Origin of the sequence: uncultured Adlercreutzia sp. (genome assembly GCF_958431955.1) — a bacterium.
In the GTDB taxonomy this organism is placed as follows: domain Bacteria; phylum Actinomycetota; class Coriobacteriia; order Coriobacteriales; family Eggerthellaceae; genus Adlercreutzia.
This window is the reverse complement of sequence record NZ_CAUASN010000005.1, coordinates 23,078-43,274: the sequence shown is the minus strand read 5'-3', so window position 1 is coordinate 43,274 and position 20,197 is coordinate 23,078. Positions and strand designations below refer to the sequence as shown.

Sequence of the window (20,197 nt, the reverse complement as noted above, 5' to 3'; positions counted from 1 at the left end):
TCCTCTTACACCACGAGTTTGGGGAAGGCTATCTCGAAGCGGGCGCCGCCTTCGGGGTTGTTCGCGGCGCGCAGGGTGCCGCCCTGGGCCGAGACGAGGGCCTGAGCGAGCGAGAGCCCGATGCCGAAGCCGGCGGGCTGACGCACGTCTTCCGCATCGGCACCTTCCCCGCGCCGCTCCCCCGCCGAGGCTGCCGGCACCTCGACGCGACCGCGGTAGAAGCGCTCGAAGATGTGCGTCAGATCCTCAGGCGCGATGCCCGGGCCGGTGTCGCTCACTACAATCGTGCAGGCCAGAGCATCCTCGCGGGCCGTCACGGTGACGGTGCCGCCGGCGGGCGTGTGCTCCATGCAGTTCTTCGCCACGTTCTCCACCGCCTCGGCGGTCCACGGCGCGTCGCCCTGGAAGACGGCGGACTCGTCCAGGTCGAGCACGAGGTTCACATCGCGCAGGTCCATGGCCGTGGCCAGGGGCGCCATGGCGCGGCGCACCACCTCGGCCGCGCGCACCTCGCGCCTGTCCACCCGCATGGCGCCGGCGTCCACCTTCGCGATCTTCAGCAGCGTGGTCACGAGCCACGACACCTGCTCGAGCATCGCCTCCAGCTCGCGCACCGCCCGGCGGCGCTCGCGGGAGTCGTCGGCCCGCTCGATGAGGGGCAGCATGAGCCCGGCCGCCGTGAGCGGGGTGCGAATCTGATGGGACACGTCGGCGAGCGAGTCCGAGAGGGCGTTGCGCTCGGCGGCAAGTTGCTCCCCGGTGCGGGACAGGCGCGCCACCACCTTGGAAAGCTCGTTGGCGAGCACCGCCACGTCCCCTTCGCGGCAATTCGAGAAATCCACGGTCCGACCGGAATGCAGCACCTCGTCGATCTCGGCCGTCAGGCGCGCGATCTGACGATGGCGCCACAGGGAAATGCCGACGAACAGGGCGATGAGCACCGCGCCGGCCCCGATGACCCACAGCTTCGCCTCAGTCGGCGCCGCCCACGCCAAGACGGCCACGGCGAGCACCATGACCGCGCACTGGCGAAGCAACGTCGAGAAGGAGCCCATGAACTACTCCCCCACCTTGTAGCCGAGCCCGCGCACCGTGACGATGAGGCGCGGGTCGGACGCATCGTCCTCCACCTTCTCGCGCAGGCGCTTGATGTACACGTTCAGGGCGTTGTCCGACACGTACTCGCCGGCGCTGTCCCAGATGGCGTCGCGCAGCATCTCACGGGTGACGAGCTTGCCCTTGTGCTGGAGGAAATACAGCAGCAGCCGGTACTCGAGCGCCGAGAGGAACACCTCCGCGCCGGCCTTGGTCACCGCGCCCGAGGTCACGTCGAGCCGCACGTCGCCGGCGGCGAGCACGCTATCGACCGCCCCCGTGCGCCGGAGCGCCCCGCGCATGCGGCTCACGAGCTCGCGGGCGCGGAAGGGCTTGGCGATGTAGTCGACCGCCCCCATGTCGAGGCCGGCCACCGTGGAGTACTCGTCGTCGGAGGCCGTGAGGAAGATGACGGGCATGTCGGGAGCTGCCTCGCGGGCCGCGGCGCACACGGCGAACCCGTTGCCCTCAGCCAGGGTCACGTCCAGAAGCGCGATGTCGAAGCGCTCGGCGGCCAGGCGCTCCTGGGCGCCGTGCTGGGTGGCCTCGGCCGTTACCTGGAAGCCCTCGTCGGCAAGCAGCTCCGAGAGCGTGCGCACGATAGCGCCGTCGTCCTCCACTAGCAGTACGCGCATGATGCCCCTTTCTCGTTCGGGCACCATCATAGCGAAAGCGCCCCGGCTGCGGAGCGCTTTCGCGAAAAACCTGGGCTTGCTTACGGAAGCGTAATGGCTAGGCCAGATGCGCTGCCACCACCTCCACGAGGCGCTCGGCCACGGCGCGCTTGCTCATGAGCGGCAGAAGCACGTCGTCGCCCTCGGTGACGAGCCACACCTCGTCGTCATCGGTGCCGAAGGCGAGCCCGTCGCCCACCTGGTTGGCCACGATCATGTCGGCGTTCTTCTTCTGCAGCTTGGCATGGGCGTTCATGAGCACGTCGTCGGTCTCGGCGGCAAACCCCACCACGTACTGGCCCGGCCGCTTGCCCGCTGCGAGCGTGGCCAGGATGTCGGGGTTCTCCGTGAGGGGCACGGTGGAAAGCGCCGCGTCGTCGCGACCCTTCTTCAGCTTGCGGTCGGCGGGGTTCGCCGGGCGCAGGTCGGCCACGGCCGCCGCGAAAATGGCGGCGTCGGCGGCGGGGAACACCTCGGAGGCGGCGGCGAGCATGTCGCGGGCCGTCTTCACGGGCACCACTTCCACCCCCGCCGGGGCGTCAAGCGCCACGGGGCCCGACACGAGCACCACGCGCGCCCCGGCGGCCGCCGCGGCCTCGGCGATGGCGTAACCCATCTTGCCCGAGGAGTAGTTGGAGATGTAGCGCACCGAGTCGATGGGCTCCACGGTGGGGCCGGCCGTCACGAGCACCGTGCGCCCGGCCAGGGCACGGGCGGGCATGGTGGCGGCCCCGTCGGCGACGGCGCCGGGCAAGGGCGCGTCCTCGGGGGCCGGGATCGCGGCAACCCGAGCCGCGGCAGCAGCCGAGGCGTCCCCGGCTTCCGCACGCGCCCCCTCCCCTTCTGCACGCGTCACTGCTTCGCAAGCGGCGTGCACCTGCTCGAGCACCGCCGTGAAGGGAATCTCGCCGTGCTGCTCGCAGGCCGCACGCAGGGCGTCCAGCCCCACGCGCTCGGCCAGGAGCGCCAGGGTCTCGCGCACCACGACAGCCGGGTCGGCCAAGCGCCCGCGGCCCACATCGCCGCAGGCCAGATAACCCGCATCGCCCTCGATGAAGCGCACACCGCGGCGGCGCAGCGTCGCCATGTTCTCCTGGGTGGGCGCCGCCTCGTACATGTGCACGTTGGCCGCTGGCGCGATGGCCAGCGTGGCTGTGGTGGCCAGCGCCGTGGTGGACAGCAAGTCGTCGGCAATGCCGCAGGCCACCTTCGCCATCACGTTGACGGTGCACGGCGCGATGAGAAACACGTCGCATTCCTGAGCGAGCGAGATATGGTGGATGGGGTCGCTCGGGTCGTCGAACAGACCCACGGCCACTTTCTCGTGGGTGAGCGCCCGGAAGGTCACCGGATCCACGAAGTGCGTGCCGTGCTCGGTCATGACCACCTTCACGCGCACGCCGGCCTTCTGCAGCCCGCGCACGATCTCGCAGGCCTTGTAGGCCGCAATGCACCCGGTCACGCCCACTAAAACACAGGGCCGCTCAACGCTCATAACTCGCTCCTTCCGAAAGCCTTTCCGCCCATTATACGCGACCGTAACTCGCGAGAAAGAGCAGGCGGAAGTCTGCTCCTGCGAATGCGCCACGCCGAACTCTTGACGCCCGCGCGGCCGCTGCTTAAACTTACTATTAACATTTACTAATAGCAAGTTTGGAGGCCCGCATGGAGGATTTCCGATTCTCGGAGGACATAGAACTGGTGAAGGAACTCCTCAATATGAGCTACCGCGACCTCGCGGAGCGTATCGGAGTCGATCCTGTGACGATAAGCCGCTGGAAGGGCGGTGATTACGCCCCCTCCTCCGCGAGTCAAATGGCCTTCTACGATTTTGCCTTCCGCGAAGGGGTGCGTCTGAACGACATCAAGGCGCAACTCCACAAGGAGCAACTCGGCGCCGCAGGCCTCATTCCGCTTTTCCACGGAGCCAAGCGAGAGATTGCCGGCCCCCTCTCGCTCGCCCATTCCCGTCCGGCCAACGACTTCGGTTGCGGCTTTTACTGTGGCGAGAGCCTGGAGCAGTCCGCCATGTTCGTTTCCGGCTACCCCGCTTCATCAGTCTACATCTTCAGCTTTAACCCCGCCGGACTCTCCAGCCGCACCTATCGCGTCGACCGGGACTGGATGCTCTCCATCGGATGGTTCCGCGGAAAATTGAACGCCTATGCCGAGCACGAGAAGATTGCAGCCCTGCGCCGGCAGCTCGAAGGCATCGACTATCTGGTTGCCCCCATTGCCGACAACCGCATGTTCGAGATTCTCAATCAGTTCATGGACGGAGAGATCACCGATGTGCAATGTCAGCACTGCCTCTCGGCCACCAACCTGGGCAATCAATACGTCCTCCTGACCGAGAGGGCCCTCGCCCAAACATCCTGCGTCGAGCGGTGCTTCCTATCCGACGAGGAGAAGTCGGCCTACGTTCGCGAGCGCCAACGAGGAGCCTCCGTCGGCGCCGACAAGGTTCGCGTCGCTCGCCGGCAGTTCCGCGGCCAGGGCCTCTATATCGACGAGGTGCTCTCATGAGGGCCATGGACGAACTCGACCGAAAACTCTGCTCGGCCCAAGCCGCGCTGTTTGAGCATTCCCTTACCGCCAGCCCCGGCAGCTCGGCATCCTTCGTGAGAAGGTTCATGCGCTCCCCTCTGGCTCAGCGCATCGACAACGGCAGCTTCCCCTTCGAATCCGACGAGACGCACGCCTTGATCGAGGAGGTGGACGACCATTACGCGACGGCGCCTTACGGAAGCGAAAAGTACACAGCGAACGAAATGCACTGGATGGGGTATCTGTACCGTTGCCTTTGCCAGATAACGGGCAAGCCAAGCAAGGAGGTGTACCGCCTCATCGGAGCCCGGGAACTGCGCAGCCTGTACTACCCGTACCATTCCCTCGACCCGGAGCAAGCCGTCGAGCGCATCCTCGAAGCCAAGGGCCTCCTCGGAGAATCCCAAATCGAACGGGGAGTTCAAATCCTGAAGGCCATTCGGGGAATTGCCTGAGGTCGTTCCCGACAAGAAGGAGGCGACCAGCCAGTCGCCCCCTTGGGATAACAAAAGTCCTTCGGCCCTTATACGCGAAGCGGGCGGCGCGGGTTCTCCCCGCACCGCCCGCTGTTGCAAGGCAGGATGCTGCTACTTACATATTCACGCAATGGATCTTCTCGCCGCGCTCAAGGTAGGCCATAAGCTCCTCCACGGCCATCTTGGCGCAGTTATCCTCGGCCTCGGCAGTGGAGGCGCCCAGATGCGGAATGACGATGGCGCGCTCCATCTTCACCACGGCCGGGTTCGCGAAGTCGGTCACGTAGGCGGCCACCTTGCCGGAATCCAGCGCCTCGGCCATGGCCGCGTCGTCCACGAGCACGTCGCGGGAGAAGTTCAAAAACACCACACCGTCCTTCATCTGGGACAGGGCCTCGGCGTTGATCATCATCTTCGTAGCAGGCAGCGCCGGCACGTGGATGGTAATGAAGTCGCACACCGGGTACAGCTTGGACAAGTCGTCGGCGAACTCCACGTCAGGCGAGATGCGCTCGTGCACCGTGATGCCGTCGAGGGCCGGGTCGTAGCCCACCACCTTCATGCCGAGGGCCTCGGCGGCCTGGGCCACCTTCGCGCCGATGGCCCCCAGGCCGATGACGCCCAGGGTCTTGCCCATGATCTCGCCGCCGGCGAACTGCTTCTTGGCCTTCTCGGCGCTCTTGCCCACGTTCTCGTCGTCGGCGTTGGCGCGCACCCACTCCACGCCCCCGATGATGTCGCGGCTCGCCAGCAGCATGCCCGCGAGCACGAGCTCCTTCACGGCGTTGGCGTTGGCCCCCGGCGTGTTGAACACGGCGATGCCGGCCTCGGCGAACTTGTCAAGCGGGATGTTGTTCACCCCGGCGCCGGCGCGGGCCACGGCCTTCAAGTTGGCGGGGATGGGCATGTCGTGCATGTCGGCGGAGCGCACCAGGATGGCGTCGGCCTCTTCCACGTTATCGGTCAGCTCGTAGCTATCGGTGAGCAGGGCGAGGCCCTCGGGCGAGATGTTGTTCAGGCAGTGGATCTTGTACATGGGGCGCTCCTTCTCGAAAGCCCGGGCATCCCGGGGTCGCTTACCGCCCCAGCATACCGCGATTTCGCCGCACGCCCGTGCGCCCTGCGCCCGTGCGGGTCAAATGCGCGCGTATGCGGCGCGCTCAGGACGCCGCCGGCGCGTTCGCGTGGTGCACGAAGTCGCGGATGCGGGCCACGAAGCGATGCCGCGAGCGCTCAAGATCGCCTCCCTCGGCCTCGCCCTCGGCGATGTAGTAGAGCGTGGTGGTGAGAACCATGCCCACGAGCGCCACCGCCTCGAAGGCCGGGTCGAGCTCGGCGCGCACGGTGCCCTCGCGCTGCCCGCGCGCCAGCTGCGCCTCGAGCAGGGCCAAGAGCCGTTGCTCGTGGTCGCGCATCGCCTCCGACCAGGCACGGCCCGGGCGCCACAGCTCGGCTACGAAGAACCGGCCGAAGGCCGCGTTGTCGAAGATGACCTCGGCGAACAGCTCCACCATGGCGATGAGGGCTTCGGTGGCCGAGGGAGCCTGGCCGGCGACGCCCTCGAACGAGGCGATCAGCTCCCCGATGCCTTCCACGAGGATGCTCTCGGCGATGGCGGCCTTGCTGGGGAAATAGTAGTAGGCCACGCCCTTGGAGACCCCCGCCTCCTCCACGATGCGGTCCACCGTCGCCTCGGCGTAGCCGTGCTCGGCAATGACGGCGAGGGCGGCGTCCAGAAGCTGGCGCCGGGTGGCATCCGCCTTGGTCGTCCTCGTCTTCCGCTGGGCCACGCTCGTCCTTTCCGGGCATTTCGTCGTCATGCGGAAGATTATACCGCGCCCGCCCGGGCCGTCATCGCGAAGCGCCCTGCTCATCAATTCCCCAATTACCTGACCTATTGACTCATTATTAACAACCGATAATCCCCTGATAACCACCGCATTTTAACGCTATTTCAACCATTGCGAGCCAAGACGGGAAAAGACTTGCTACAATGCGCCCGAGCCATTGTCGACCACGGGGAAAGGCACAGGCATGGCAGCGAAGATCATCAAGTTTCCGGTCGATCCGCGCACGGGGGCGCACGGGACGGCCCGCACCGTCGAGGGGGGCGCGCCGCTCGACCTCGCCATCGAGCTCATGGACACCGAGCCGGCCCATGTGCGCCGCGCCTGCGTGCACCCGGGCGACTCGCTCGCCGACCTGCACCGCGCCATCACCGAGCTGTTCGGCTGGGACGACTCCCACAACTACTTCTTCAGCCACGGCAGCAACCGCTACGAGGATCCCGAGCTGTTCCGCGCCAACGACCGCCTCTCGGCCCGCTGCCGCAAGATATACCCGGCCGCCGAGGTGCCAGTGGGCAACGTGCTCGCCGATCGGCAGGCGCCGCTGTTCTACACCTACAACCTGGGCAACTGCTGGGAACTGCGCATCTCGCTGTGCGACGAGGTGCCCCTCGAGCAGTTCGGCTAGGCTGCCGTGCCGTCCGAGCCGTCCGGGGCGCCCAGCGGAATCGAGGGTCCCTGGCGGCGGAAGGCGCAGCGGCCAGCCAGCGCCGGCGAGGCCTTCCGCACGCCGATCTTGCGGATGCTCAGGCCCAAGCGCCAGGCACGGGTGCGGATGGCGTCTCCGAAGGCATCGATGATGCGCTGCACGCCCTCGACGTCGTCCACGTACAACGTGAGCCAGTAGCTCTTCTCGCCACTGCGGAGCGTGTCGTCGCGGCGCGATCCGTTCTGCCGCGGCTCGCGCAGGAGCACCTCGTCGAGGGACGCGCCCCGCACCTTCTCCAGCAGCGCCCATGCCTGATCGACGTCCTCGAACACCAGGCACACGGCGCATTTCACGATGTCGAGCCCGCGGGAGGCGTCGCGGCGGCGCCTCCCGTCGCCCGACGGTGCCGCAGCCTCGACCCTGCCCGGGGCGTCGTCGCCCCCTGCGGCTATCTCGGGGAAGAGCTTGCGGGCGCGCATGTCCCATTTAGCGGGGAAAAACCGCAGCTCGTCGACGGAGAGCCCCTCGTCGCGCAGGGCCTCCAAGAGGATCGACTGCCAGGCGTCCACCTCGGTGCGCACGACCGCGTCGTCCAGGTAGATGCCGAAAACCCACCAGTCGCGGTCCTTGTCGGGCCCCTTGCGGGGGCGGTCGTCCTTGGCGATGTAGATGCCGTTGGTGTGGGCAAGCACGAGGCGGCCGACCTCGGGGCGGCGGCGCCAGGTGCGCTCCACGGCGGCGCGGTAGCGCTCCTTGTTGCGGGCGCGCTTCAGAGCCGCCGCAGCCTCGGGGGGCAGGCTCGCCGTGAGCTGGCTCAACTCGGAGAAGAGGCTCGGCATAGGGATTCTCCTAGGTCAGATCGCCGGAATCGTGCAGCGAGACGGTCTCGCCGCGGGTGTCCACGGGCAGACGCAGCAGCGCCGCGTAGAAGTCCTTCGTCCGCGCCATGATCTCGCGCACGCTGTAGGTCTGCTGGTTGTCGTAGGCGCCCTTGTCGCAGGCCACGCCCCAGGCTTGCATGCCCAGGCAGTCGGCGGCGAACATGGCGCGGTAGAGATGGTAGGCCTGGGTGGCCACCACAATGCGCTCGGCGCCGAAGACGTGGCGGGCCCGGTACATCGACTCGTAGGTGTTCACGCCGCCGTGGTCCACGTACACGTCCTCGCTCGGCACCCCGGCCTCCACGCAGAAGGCCTTCATGGCGTCCGACTCGTTGTAGTGGGACGAGCGGTTGTCGCCGCTCACGATAATGGCGCGCGCCGCGCCCTCGAGGTACAGGTCCACGGCCACTTCCAGGCGGTCGGCCAAGATGTCGCTCGGGGTGCCGTCGGCATGCACGCTCGCGCCGAGCACCACCACGGCGTCGGCGGGGTCGTCTTCCAAAAGCTCGGCGGTTTGCGCCACCGTGTGCACATCTCCCCGCGTCGCCCCCACGGTGACGACGTTCGCCACGGCCACCGCGAGCACGGCGAGCGCGGCCACGGCGAGCAGCACCCACAGCAGGCGGACGATGGGCGCAAGGCGATGGGCGCTATCGCGGGGCACGGGACACCTCCTAGGCGGAAAACGGGATGGAAGGCGTTCACTATAGCAAATTTGGGCCAGCGGGGAGCTGTCGTTGAAATGCCCAGATAAAGTTGGCATTAAACTTGGTATACTACAGTGATCGAAAACGTTGCCGTGTCGTAACGCTTCCGTAAACTACCCGGTATCCCCTGGAGGACGCGCGTCATGTACCACTGCCCGGTTAACATCTGCCTCATCGACGTTGCCGACGACTTTGCCCAGCTCGTGGAGGCCACGCCGCCCCGCGAGCTGTTCTCCCACTCCGTCGTGCGGGTGGAAGGCCCTAAGGACGGCGCCGTGGGCGAGGCCGACGCGCTCTTCATAGACGTAACCGGCCGCGATGCGCTTGCCTGGGTGCGGAGCGCCATCGAGGCGAAGAAGCCGCGGGCCTGCGTCATCGTCATCGCCTCGCGCGACCAGATCGAGGAGCTGGCGCCCCTGCTCGACCGCATCCACGACATCTGGGTGGCGCCGCTCTCCGCCCGCGAGGCCGCCTACCGCCTCGGACGCTGGCTCGACCGCTGCAAGCGCGATGCCGACGCCTGGCGCGACAACCAGTATCTCGAGGCCACCATCAACTCCATCCCGTCGCTGGTGTGGTACAAGTCGAAGGACGGCATCCACCACAAGGTGAACGACGCCTTCTGCGCCACGGTGAACAAGGCCAAAGACGACGTGCAGGGCCGCGGCCACGCCTACATCTGGGACGTGGAGGCCGACGATCCGGCCTGCATCGAGTCGGAGCGCCAGGTGATGGAGAGCGAGTCCACCATCGTCTCGGAGGAGACGGTGCAGACCAACGACGGCATCCGCCTGCTCACCACCTACAAGTCGCCTTTGTACAACATCGACGGCGCCGTCATGGGCACGGTGGGCGTGGGCATCGACATCACTCAGGAGCGCGCCTTCGAGACGGAGATCGTCGAGAAGAACCGCACGCTCGAGACCATCTTCACCACGATGGAGTGCGGCGTCATCACCCACTCCTTCGACGGCAGCCGCGTGCTCGGCGTGAACCAGGCGGCCCTGCGCATCCTCGGCTACGAGTCCGAGGAGAGCCTCATGGAGCACGGCTTCGACATGGTGGCCCCCTCGGTGCTGCCCGAGGACGCCCAGCGGCTGCGCGACAGCATCGCCACGCTGAAGAACGTCGGCGACTCGGTGAGCACCGAGTACCGCGTGCGCCACCGCAACGGCGACATCCTGCACGTGCTCGGTAACGTGAAGCTCATCGAGAGCGACGGCGAGCTCTTGTTCCAGCGCTTCCTTTTAGACTACACCGACAAGAAGCTCGAGGAGGTGCAGAAGGAGCGCTACCAGAAGGAGCTCATCCACGCGCTCTCGGAGGACTACCTCATCGTGTGCTCGTTCAACCTGGATACCGGCGAGGGCATATCGCTGCGCGTGAGCGGCGACAAGATGCGCCACCTCGACGAGCTGTTCACCGGCCCCTTGCAGCTGGAGACCTGCATCGGGGCCTACCTGGAGAGCGCCGTCCACGAGGACGACCGCGCCACCCTGGGCAGCGCCCTGGCAGCCGAGAACCTCTTGGAGGAACTGGGCGGCACCACACGCACCCACGTGAACTACCGCATCTGCCGCGGGGACGAGGTGGAGTACTGCCAGGCCACCGCCGTGCGCACCGGCAACTGGGAGGAGGGCCACGACATCGTCCTCGGCTTCCGCAGCGTCGACGCGCAGACGCGCGAGGAGGTGAAAAAGCGAGCCCTTCTCGAGGAGGCGCTGCAGGCGGCGAACAAGGCCAACGCGGCGAAGAGCGCCTTCCTCTCGAACATGTCCCACGACATCCGCACACCGATGAACGCCATCGTGGGCTTCACGACGCTCGCCAGCAGCCGCATCGACCAACCCGAACGGGTGCGCGAGTACCTGGACAAGATCCAGTCGTCGTCCACCCACCTGCTCAGCCTCATCAACGATATCCTGGACATGAGCCGCATCGAGAGCGGCAAGGTGGCCCTCGACGAGCAGCCGTGCAGCCTGATCGACCTTCTGGAGGATCTGAACAGCATCATCCAGGCCGAGGCGAGCGCGCGCCAGCTGTACCTGTCCATCAGCACCGACGGGGTGACCCACACCGACGTGCGCTGCGACAAGCTGCGCATCAACCAGATCCTGCTGAACCTTTTGGGGAACTCCTTGAAGTTCACGAACCCGGGCGGCTTCATCCGGGTGCGCGTGGACGAGCTGGACGGCGCGCCGGCCGGCTACGGCCGCTTCCGCTTCACGGTGGCGGACACGGGCATCGGCATGGCGGAGGACTTCGTCGAGCACATCTTCGACCCCTTCGAGCGCGAGCGCACGAGCACCATCAGCGGCATCCAGGGCACGGGACTGGGCATGTCCATCACCAAGAACCTCGTCGACATGATGCACGGCTCCATCGGAGTGCAGAGCAAGAAGGGCGAGGGCACCACCTTCACCATCGAGCTTGTGCTGGCGCTGGATGAGGGCGGCGCGGCGGCCGCGCGCCTGCAGGCCGAGAAGACGTCGCACACCCACACGCACCACCGCATGCACGGTAGCCACATCCTGCTCGTGGACGACAACGACCTGAACCGCGAGATCGCCATCACGCTTCTGGAGGACGAGGGCTTCACGGTGGAGTACGCCGTGAACGGCCAGGAGGCCGTGGACAAGCTGAAGTCGTCGGGGGCCGACCACTTCCAGCTGGTGCTCATGGACGTGCAGATGCCGGTGATGAACGGCTACGAGGCCACACGCGCCATCCGCCACCTCGACGACGAGCGGCTGGCGGGCATACCCATCCTGGCCATGACCGCCGACGCCTTCGAGGAAGATCGCCAGAAGGCTCTGCGCTGCGGCATGGACGGGCATCTGACCAAGCCCATCGAGATGGAGAAGCTCTTCGCGGCCCTCGACCTCATGCTGAACTGATCTGGCTGATGCCGCGCCGATCCCGGAGCTCTCGCTCGGCAAAAAGCCACTGCGCAAGAAGGCGCCCGCGTGCTGTGCATCGCGGGCGCCTTCCCCTGGGCTGCTCGAACGGTAGCGGCGCCTAAACCGCCACGATGTTCACCAGGCGGCCGGGCACGTAGACTTCCTTCTTCACCTGCTTGCCCTCGATGGCGGCGGCCACGGCCTCGCGGGCGGCGGCGAGCACGTCGGCCTCGGGAGCGTCGGCGGCCACCATAATGCGGGCCTTCACCTTGCCGCAGATCTGCACGGCCAGCTCCACCTCGTCGGCCTTTGCCTGCTCGGGGTCGAACGCAGGCCAGCTCTCGTCGTAGACGAAACCCTCGCGCCCGAGCGCCTGCTGCCACAGCTCGTCGGCCATGTGCGGCGTGAAGGGGGCGAGCAGCTTCACGAGCACCTCGGCCACCTCGGCATCGAGCGCGCGATGGTCCTCGCAAGCCGCGCGGTCGGCGGGGCTGAAGGCGCGCAGGTACTCGCCGGTGGCATTCGACAGCTCCATGATGGCGGCGAGCGCGGTGTTGAAGTTGTTGCGCTCGATGTCGGCGCTCACCTTCTGCACCACGCGATGACGCTCGCGCACGAGCTTCTTCGCCGCGGCCACGGCCGCCTCGTCGGCCGGCTTCTGCTGGAAGAGCGTCTCGTCATCGGCCTTCCCCACCAAGTCGTGCACCTGGCGCCACACGCGGTTCAGGAACTTGTACATGCCCGGCAGGCCGTCGTCGTTCCACAGCTTCTCCTTCTCGGGCGGCCCCAAGAACAGGATGTAGGCGCGCACGGCGTCGGCCCCGTACTCGGCGATGACCGCCTCGGGCGAGACCACGTTGCCCTTCGACTTGCTCATCACATCGCCATGGGCGTCGAGCACCATGCCCTGGCACAGCAGGTTCGTGAAGGGCTCGTCGAAATCGAGCATGCCCATGTCGCGCAGCACCTTCGTGAAGAAGCGGCTGTACAGCAGATGCAAGATGGCGTGCTCGATGCCGCCGATGTACTGATCCACGGGCATCCAGCTGTTGGCCTTCGCGGGGTCGAAGGGGCCGTGCTCGTTGTGCGGGTCGGTGTAGCGCATGTAGTACCAGCTGGAGCACGTGAAGGTGTCCATGGTATCGGTCTCGCGACGGGCTGGCACGCCGCACACCGGGCAGGTGCACTCGGCGAAGCCCGCGTGAGTGGCGAGCGTCTCGCCGGCGGCCAGGTCGATGTCCTCAGGCAGGCGCACGGGCAGATCCTCCTCGGGCACCGGCACCACGCCGCATTTCTCACAGTGGATGGCGGGAATGGGGTTGCCCCAGTAGCGCTGGCGGGAGATGAGCCAGTCGCGCAGGCGGAACTCCACGGTGCGCCGGCCGCGGCCCATCTCCTCGAGCGCGGCCACCACGGCGCCCTCGCCCTCGGAGTGCTTGCCGCCGGTCATGCCGGTGTAGGGGCCGCTCTGCACGAGCATGCCCTCGGCGTTGTAGGCCTCGGGCCAGTCCACCTCGGTCACCACGCGGTTCTGCTCGTCCTTCAGCTGCGGGAACAGCGGGTCGTCTTCGGAAAGGATAATGGGGATGATGGGCAGGTCGTACTTGCGCGCGAATTCGAAGTCGCGTTGGTCGCCGCAGGGCACGGCCATCACAGCGCCGGTGCCATAGTCGGCCACGATGTAGTCGCCCACCCACACGGGCACCTTCTCGCCGTTGATGGGGTTCACCACGTAGCGGCCCGTGAACGCGCCGTGCTTCTCGCGCTCGCCCTGGGCGCGCTCCACAGCGCTCACCTTCTTGGCAGCCTCCACGAGCTCCATAACGGGCTGCTCGTATTCCGTGCCGGCCACCAGCTGGGGCACCAGCTTGCTCTCGGGCGCCAGCAAGAAGAAGCTGCAGCCGAAGAGCGTGTCGGCGCGGGTGGTGAACACGGTGATGATGTCGTCTTCAGTCGGCTCGGCCGGCGCGTTACCCGCCTCGTCGCACAGGATGAAGTCCACATTGGCGCCGTCGGAACGGCCGATCCAGTTGGCCTGCTGCTGCTTCACGCGTTCGGGCCAGCCGGTGAGCTGATCCAGGTCGTCCAGCAGCTCCTGGGCGTAGTCGGTGATCTTGTAGTACCACTGGGTCAGATCGCGCTTCTCCACCTCGGAGTCGCACCGCCAGCACTTCCCCTCGATGACCTGCTCGTTGGCGAGCACCGTCGCACAGCTCGGGCACCAGTTCACCGGGCTGTTGCGACGCTCCACCAGGCCGCGCTCCCAGAACTTCAGGAAGATCCACTGGCCCCAGCGGTAGTACTCGGGGTCGCACGCCACCACCTTGCGGTCCCAGTCGTAGGAGAAGCCCATGCGCGTGAAGCTCTTGCGCTGGGTCTCGATGTTCTCGTAGGTCCACAGAGCCGGATGGCTGTGGTGCTTCACCGCAGCGTTCTCGGCGGGCAGCCCGAAGGCGTCCCAGCCCATGGGATGCAGCACGTCGAAGCCCTGCATCTTCGCGTAGCGGGCGGCCACATCGCCGTAGGTGTAATTGCTGGCATGGCCCATGTGCATGTCGCCCGAGGGGTACGGGAACATCTCCAGCACGTACTTCTTCGGCGCGTCGGAGTTCTCCGGCACGCAAAACAGGCCCGCTTCCTCCCAGGCAAGCTGGAGGCGCGGCTCGATCTCATGGGGATTGTAGGCTTTCATGGCACTCCCTCGAATGCTCGCGGCTTGCTCGGCCGGACCCGCAGACGCCCGCAACGGCCCGTGCCCCCGCACCGACCGCGCCCGTCGCCCGCTCCCGACCGCGAATTGATTGCCCCATTATAGCCGTGATTTCCCCCAAAGGAAGGCGCGCGCCCGCCACCGTGCACCCCGCACGGGGAGCAGAGGCCCACAGCCTGTCAGTACCCCGTATTTCTCGGAGCGCGTCGAGCTCCTTGCCTCCCGTGCGCTCCTCGCCGCCCTCTGGCGCTCCTCGTCAGCGACCCCCACGCGCTTCGCCGCCTGCCGCTACTCCTCGCCCCGCCGTTTGCCGCCGTGCCCCAGCACTCCTCGTCGAGCACCCGGCGTTCCTCGTCGAGCACCCGGCGTTCCTCGCCAGCGCTCGAAAGGCCGGGAACTTTTTTTCCTCTCTTTTGGCTTGGAAATCACGGTTTTGTTACCAGGGGGGCGATTCCTTCACGCGTTTGGTAATACGTCATCAGGCAAAACGTCCTCCCCGGTAATACATCCGGCGCTTTTCGGGCCGTTTCCGGCGTTTTCCGGTAACAAAACCGTGATTTCCAAGCCAATTCGCGCGTTTTTTTGATCTGCGAGCATCCCCGCCCGCAAAAGCAGCCCCGCCGCAGCAGCGCCCCGAGAAAGCACCTCTTCCGCACCGCAGTAGCACTGCGGAAAGCAGACCCTACACCGCAGTAGCACTGCGGAAAGCGCAGTCGCCTGCAAGACCGCTCGACCCCGTCGTTCCGAAAGGGCGAACCGGGGCTCTCGCAATCCCGAACGAGATGCGTCTGAAGCCGCCGAGTGCGGGCGATATACTGGCAGCGGGCGACGATGCCGCCTCTTTGCCGGCCGTGGCCAACCCCTTCAGCCGCCGGCTTTCCGCCAGGGCGAGACATCGGCGGCTGCAGGTCGTCAGCGCGGCACCCGAGCCCGCACGTAAGCGTTCGCCAATCGGAGAGGAGCCGGCTATGCACGAGATGGCCTTGGTGCACCAGGTGGTTAACCTGGTGCTCGACCAGGTGAAGGGAACCGATGTGACCGAGGTGACCGCCGTGCACCTCACTATCGGCGAAGGACGCGACGTCATCGAGGACTACATGGGAGGCCTGTTCTCATTTGTGGCCCGCGGCACCGTGGCCGAGCACGCGAAGCTCGTGATCCACCGCATCCCCTACACGGTGCGCTGCAACCAGTGCGGCGAAGTGTTCCCCATCAACGTGCGCGACGATGCCACCTGGGTCTGCCCCCAGTGCGGTGCTGCGAAAGACTACCGGCTTTTCTCGGGCATGGAGTTCATGGTCGACAACATCCTCGTGAGCCGCCAAGCTGCTCCGCTCTCGGCCTAGCCCCTCCGCAATGCTTTGGCCCATCCCCTCGTCGAACTTCCCATTTGCAGGTCGGCGCCATTGCTGCTTTAATGTGATTGCAACCGCAGGGGAAAGGGGATCCTCGCCATGAGAATGTCGTACCTGAAGGAGTTCGTGGGGCTGGCCAGCTACACGAAACTCACCACCGCTGCCCGGGCCCTGCACATGTCTCCTTCCACCTTGAGCCAGCATTTGGCGGCCCTGGAAAAGGAGGTGGGCTGCGAGCTGTTCTCGCGCGAGGGCGGCTTCACTCTGACCCGCGAGGGCGAAACGGCCCTCGATCATGCGCAGAAGATCCTCTTCGAATACGGCGAGATGCTGCGCGACTGCGCCTCCAGCACCGAGAAGGCCCTGCGCCTGAGCTTCCCGGAATTCGACGTGTGCCAACCGCCCCTGGCGGCCGCCGAGCCCCTGTTCGCTGAGCGCCACCCGGGCATGAAGATCATTCTGAGCCCCAACAGCTACGACGCCGCCGACCCCGTGGAGGTGCTGACCGAGGGCCTCAGCGACGCCTCGGCCATCTTCCTCGTGCGGGGCGGCGGCCTTACCATCGAGGAAGCTGTGCCACCGGAGGTATCGTGGATCCCCGTCGGCCCCTACCGCTGCGTCTTCGCCTGCACCCCCGACCACCCCAACGCGGCGAAGTCCGCGCTCACGCGAGCCGACCTGCATCGGGCGACGGTCATATCGGGGCTCAATCCCGTCGCGTCCATCGTCGCCGAGGGCGTCGCGCAGGTCCTCGAGAAATACGGCGCGCCGGTTCGCGTGCTGTACAAGCGCATCCTGCGCAACGACGAGGCCTTCCTCGACGGGGTGCGGGACGAGTACGTCCAATGGATCGTGCCCATCGACGGCGCACCGGGTGATTTCCGCCTGCCGGGCTACCCTTTCATGCCCTTCGAGGAGGACATCGTCGCCGACGGCTACATCCTGTACCACCCGGGCTCCCTCAGCCCCCTTCAGCTCGAGTATCTCGAACTCGCCCGCACCCTGCAGGAAAGCACTCATAAGGCCTGATCATCACCTTGTTCCATTTCCCCGAACCCGCTGATTCCGTTTCCCGAACGCAGGTCCTCCCTTTTGTGAATCGGCGGTGCCGATAATGCCAACGAGACCCCTCTTCCGCACGGTTTTCCCGATCCTACAATAGCTGTGTCAGCCAATCATATTTCGTTTGGCACCTAACAGCAGCCGATGTAACGGCGGAAGGGACGGAGGAGCATTATGATGGGAAACATTTCGCGCAGGCATTTCCTGAGCGCCGCGGGCCTGATGGGCGCTGCCGGGGCCATGGGGGCTATGGCCGGATGCGCGCCGCGCATGGCCGGCGCCGAGGAGAACCCCCTGCCCAATACCACGCTGCCCGAGGGCGAGGAGGTCGTCCTGTCCGACGGCACCGTGTGGAAGGGCACGCCGCCCGAGATCGCCGCACTGGGCGCCTCCACCATGCCCCTTGAGGAGCTGAACCGCCGTCGCAAGGCCTACGTGGATTCCCAGACCGAGTTCGTCGCCGACGACGGCACGGTCGTGCCCGCCCCCTACGTGAAGATGCGCGCGCTCATCCACACCCACGGCTTCGGCTGCGGCGAGGGGCTGAACAAGGAGATGTTCGTCCGCATGATGGACACCTTCACCGAAGAGCAGGCGGAAGCCTACCTCGAGATGCCCTGGGGCAAGGACTTCACCGTAAACGAGTACTACCACAAGTGCCAGCAGGAGGGCATCGAGCGCACCTATGAGGAGTGCAAGGAGCTTTGCGAGTTCTTCAGCGCGAACACCTACCTGCCCTTCCGCACCACCAACGAGGGCCGCGCCTACAACATCCCCGGCTTCGCCGAGGGCGTGAACACCTACACCTACTGCGATGAGTACTACGCCGATCCGGAGAGCTTCGTGTGGCCGCTCCTCGGCAGCGCTGGCTTGGCCGAGGACCATGCCCTTTCCGGCACGCCGGTGTTCATGTCGGTGCCGCTGAACAAAGAGGTGGTGTCGGAGGAGAGCGAGATGCTGGCCTACGACGACTTCGACCAGGTTATCCGCGACCATGAGTACATCGCCGTGCAGCCCTGCTCCTGCCGCTACGAGGCCTACGTGTTCCAGTGCCACGAGAACGGCGAGTCCTTCCCCACCTTCAAGGACTTCTGCTCGGGCGAGTTCAGCGACTACCGCGACAACAACGGCGACCGCATCGAGACCTGCCTGGCTTTGGGCGACGACGCCGAGTACCTGGTGTCGCTCGGCCTCGGGCGCCGCATCACGCAGGAGGAAGCCCTGGAAATCGTGCAGAAGTCACGCGACGAGGGCTGCATCCTGCACTGCCTCTACGGCAAGGAGCATGCCTGGGCCTGCATGTGCAACCCGAAGGTCTGCGGCATCACGGCCCAGTGGGAAGCCGGAGCGACCGTACTCGGCGGCTGGGAGGAGCTGCAGGAGCAGTCCATCGCCTTCAACCACCGCTCGCACTACGAGCTGGAAGTGGATTTCACCAAGTGCATCACCTGCGGCACCTGCGCCGGCCGCTGCCCCATGCAGGCTATCACCATGGACGGCATGGGCGGCTCGCCCCAGGTGACCGACCACCTCTGCCGGCGCTGCGGCCAGTGCGCCTACGTGTGTCCGCAGAAGGCCCGCAAGCTGGTGAAGCGTCCCGACGACGAGATCGCGCCGCTGCCGCATCTGCTAGAGGACGACTACAACTTGAAGGCCGCTTGGCGCTTCGAGCACAACCTCATCGGCCGCGATAACGCCGCCACGAGCGAGTCGCACTTCTAGGACACCGCGCGGGCGCGGGCGCTGCAACCGCTTCGCGCCGGAGCGCCACAAGCCTCACCCTCCCCTGGAGCGCCTCAGCTGAGGCGCTCTTTCTTCTTGCGGGAAGGACTCGGGCGAAGCACCTTCGCGTTGCGCGGGCACCTACCGCACGCGGCGCAGCGACGCGCCGCAGTTCCAGCAGGTTTCGCGGGCGCCGTCGTTGTCGGCGGCGCAGACGGCGCAGGTCTTGCGCGCGCGGGGAGCGTCCACCTCGTCGGTGGGCAGCGGCACCTCCGCTTCCTCGTCGGCCAGGCGCGCCATAGCCGCGCGAATGCCCTGCACGCCCGTGATGCGCGCCACTTCCAGCTTGTCGCTGCGTCCCTTTTCCGTCATTTCCTTGCCCCCAACCTTGTTTGCGTTGCCCTTCGGCTACCATGAATAGGGCCATTCTCCGCCTTATTGGCTGTAAAATGGCTTGAAAACGACGGTTTTGTTACCCGGAGGCCCAATTTTCAGCGTCAAGCGTATTATCGGCAGGGCATTTCCCCTGATCGTGTATTACCGCAACCGATTTTGCGCGCTTTTCGGTCACAAAACCGTCGTTTTCAAGCCAAAATACGAGTTATCAGGCGAAGAGGTCGCAAAACCGTTGTTTTCAAGCCACGCGCCCATGCACAGCGACGCGCACCACTGGCCGTCCGCACGCAATGGCGCACCACCGATCGTCTGCACGCAGCGGTGCGCCATTGGTCATCGGTGCGCATGCAGTGCACCACCGGCCACCGCATACGCCCGTGCGCCACGATCTGCGTCCGCCCATGGGCGCATGCCGCCGTCCCGTCCCCAAAGGAGCGCCCATGAACTTCCATAACGCATCGTTTAAGGCAGCCTACGGTACCTCGGCGCAGCTGCCCGCCTCTACCGGCCCCGAGGTGTCCTTCGCGGGGCGCTCGAACGTGGGCAAGTCGTCGCTGCTGAACAAGCTCATGTACCGCAAGGGCCTCGCGAAGGTGTCCTCCACGCCCGGCAAGACGGCCACCATCAACTTTTACGACGTAGATGGCCGCGACCTGGTGGACTTGCCCGGCTACGGCTTCGCGAAGGTGTCGAAATCGGAGAAGGGCCGCTGGTCGGAGCTCATCGAGGGCTACTACAACCAGGACCGCGACTTCGCGCTCGTGGTGTCGCTCATCGACATCCGCCACGATCCCTCGGCCCTCGACCGCAACATGGTGCGCTTCCTGCAGGACGCCGAGCTGCCCTTCGCCATCGCGCTCACCAAGGCCGACAAGCTCTCGAAGCAGCAGCAGCAAAAGCAGCGCGCCGCCATCAAAAAGGCGCTCGATCTGCCGAAGGGCGTGCCCATGGTGGTCACCTCCTCCGAAAGGGGCGACGGCATCGACGAGCTCCGCGCCCTCATCGCCCGCGCCATGGAAGGATAGGGCACTACTCGCTGCTCCGCGAGAACGCTAGCGCCTAGCCCGACCGCCACTCCCATAGCCCCGCAAGCCCCTGTTCGCAGGGGCTCTTCTTGTGCCCGCGCTACCGAGGGACGGGATTCGCCCCGAAAAAGGGAACGCCCCGGGAGGAGCC

General features: G+C 66.2%; 17 protein-coding genes. 8 read left to right on the top strand and 9 right to left on the bottom strand.

Annotated elements, in window-relative coordinates; all coding sequences use genetic code 11:
• Positions 1–5: 5 nt before the first annotated feature.
• The 3 genes from Q5064_RS02785 to Q5064_RS02775 form a co-directional block, all read right to left on the bottom strand.
• Entirely contained in the window at positions 6–1,055 is a 1,050-nt protein-coding gene (locus Q5064_RS02785) for a sensor histidine kinase KdpD (RefSeq protein ID WP_302962092.1), read from the bottom strand.
• Between the two features lie 3 nt (positions 1,056–1,058).
• A complete protein-coding gene (locus Q5064_RS02780; RefSeq protein WP_302962091.1) occupies positions 1,059–1,730 on the bottom strand; it encodes a response regulator transcription factor in 672 nt (223 codons plus the stop codon).
• 97 nt (positions 1,731–1,827) lie between these two features.
• Positions 1,828–3,264: a phosphopantothenate--cysteine ligase family flavoprotein gene (locus Q5064_RS02775; RefSeq protein WP_302962089.1), complete on the bottom strand. Its 1,437-nt coding sequence runs from the start codon at positions 3,262–3,264 to the stop codon at positions 1,828–1,830.
• A gap of 224 nt (positions 3,265–3,488) precedes the next feature.
• Between Q5064_RS02775 and Q5064_RS02770 the strand changes: the two genes are divergently transcribed.
• Positions 3,489–4,295: a DUF3990 domain-containing protein gene (locus tag Q5064_RS02770; protein WP_302962088.1), complete on the top strand. Its 807-nt coding sequence runs from the start codon at positions 3,489–3,491 to the stop codon at positions 4,293–4,295.
• 5 nt (positions 4,296–4,300) lie between these two features.
• Positions 4,301–4,771, top strand: a complete 471-nt coding sequence (locus Q5064_RS02765) for a hypothetical protein (protein ID WP_302962087.1) — start codon at positions 4,301–4,303, stop codon at positions 4,769–4,771.
• Between the two features lie 136 nt (positions 4,772–4,907).
• On the opposite strand, the gene Q5064_RS02760 is transcribed toward Q5064_RS02765, so the two are convergent.
• Both Q5064_RS02760 and Q5064_RS02755 read right to left on the bottom strand, forming a co-directional pair.
• Positions 4,908–5,828 (bottom strand): 3-phosphoglycerate dehydrogenase, encoded by a 921-nt coding sequence (locus tag Q5064_RS02760; RefSeq protein ID WP_302962086.1) that lies wholly within the window; start codon positions 5,826–5,828, stop codon positions 4,908–4,910.
• Positions 5,829–5,952: 124 nt separating this feature from the next.
• Positions 5,953–6,582, bottom strand: a complete 630-nt coding sequence (locus Q5064_RS02755; protein WP_302962084.1) for a TetR/AcrR family transcriptional regulator — start codon at positions 6,580–6,582, stop codon at positions 5,953–5,955.
• Between the two features lie 244 nt (positions 6,583–6,826).
• Between Q5064_RS02755 and Q5064_RS02750 the strand changes: the two genes are divergently transcribed.
• Positions 6,827–7,267, top strand: a complete 441-nt coding sequence (locus Q5064_RS02750) for a hypothetical protein (protein ID WP_302962082.1) — start codon at positions 6,827–6,829, stop codon at positions 7,265–7,267.
• Here the strand turns inward: Q5064_RS02750 and Q5064_RS02745 are convergent.
• Together Q5064_RS02745 and Q5064_RS02740 are read right to left on the bottom strand one after the other, a co-directional pair.
• On the bottom strand, positions 7,264–8,127 hold the full coding sequence (locus Q5064_RS02745) for a hypothetical protein (RefSeq protein WP_302962080.1): 864 nt from the start codon (positions 8,125–8,127) through the stop codon (positions 7,264–7,266). The two genes, Q5064_RS02750 and Q5064_RS02745, sit on opposite strands and share 4 nt — an antisense overlap.
• Before the next feature lie 10 nt (positions 8,128–8,137).
• On the bottom strand, positions 8,138–8,833 hold the full coding sequence (locus tag Q5064_RS02740) for a vancomycin high temperature exclusion protein (RefSeq protein WP_302962078.1): 696 nt from the start codon (positions 8,831–8,833) through the stop codon (positions 8,138–8,140).
• A gap of 186 nt (positions 8,834–9,019) precedes the next feature.
• Here Q5064_RS02740 and Q5064_RS02735 point away from each other — a divergent pair, with 186 nt between their 5' ends.
• Positions 9,020–11,773, top strand: a complete 2,754-nt coding sequence (locus Q5064_RS02735) for an ATP-binding protein (protein WP_302962077.1) — start codon at positions 9,020–9,022, stop codon at positions 11,771–11,773.
• Positions 11,774–11,894: 121 nt separating this feature from the next.
• Here Q5064_RS02735 and leuS read toward each other — a convergent pair whose 3' ends face one another.
• The gene (leuS, locus tag Q5064_RS02730; protein ID WP_302962076.1) at positions 11,895–14,468 is read right to left on the bottom strand and encodes a leucine--tRNA ligase; all 2,574 of its coding nucleotides are present in this window, start codon (positions 14,466–14,468) and stop codon (positions 11,895–11,897) included.
• Between the two features lie 986 nt (positions 14,469–15,454).
• On the opposite strand from leuS, the gene Q5064_RS02725 reads away from it, so the two are divergent.
• The 3 genes from Q5064_RS02725 to Q5064_RS02715 all read left to right on the top strand — a co-directional run bounded on the left by Q5064_RS02725 (position 15,455) and on the right by Q5064_RS02715 (position 18,625).
• Positions 15,455–15,832: a hydrogenase maturation nickel metallochaperone HypA gene (locus Q5064_RS02725; RefSeq protein WP_302962074.1), complete on the top strand. Its 378-nt coding sequence runs from the start codon at positions 15,455–15,457 to the stop codon at positions 15,830–15,832.
• Between the two features lie 108 nt (positions 15,833–15,940).
• Positions 15,941–16,870: a LysR family transcriptional regulator gene (locus tag Q5064_RS02720; RefSeq protein ID WP_302962070.1), complete on the top strand. Its 930-nt coding sequence runs from the start codon at positions 15,941–15,943 to the stop codon at positions 16,868–16,870.
• 207 nt (positions 16,871–17,077) lie between these two features.
• The gene (locus Q5064_RS02715) at positions 17,078–18,625 is read left to right on the top strand and encodes a 4Fe-4S binding protein (RefSeq protein WP_302962069.1); all 1,548 of its coding nucleotides are present in this window, start codon (positions 17,078–17,080) and stop codon (positions 18,623–18,625) included.
• A 141-nt stretch (positions 18,626–18,766) separates the two neighbouring features.
• Here the strand turns inward: Q5064_RS02715 and Q5064_RS02710 are convergent, their stop codons facing one another.
• A complete protein-coding gene (locus Q5064_RS02710; RefSeq protein ID WP_302962068.1) occupies positions 18,767–18,997 on the bottom strand; it encodes a hypothetical protein in 231 nt (76 codons plus the stop codon).
• A gap of 464 nt (positions 18,998–19,461) precedes the next feature.
• On the opposite strand from Q5064_RS02710, the gene yihA reads away from it, so the two are divergent.
• Positions 19,462–20,046, top strand: coding sequence for a ribosome biogenesis GTP-binding protein YihA/YsxC (yihA, locus tag Q5064_RS02705; RefSeq protein WP_302962067.1), 585 nt, complete (start codon positions 19,462–19,464; stop codon positions 20,044–20,046).
• The last annotated feature ends 151 nt before the right edge of the window (positions 20,047–20,197 follow it).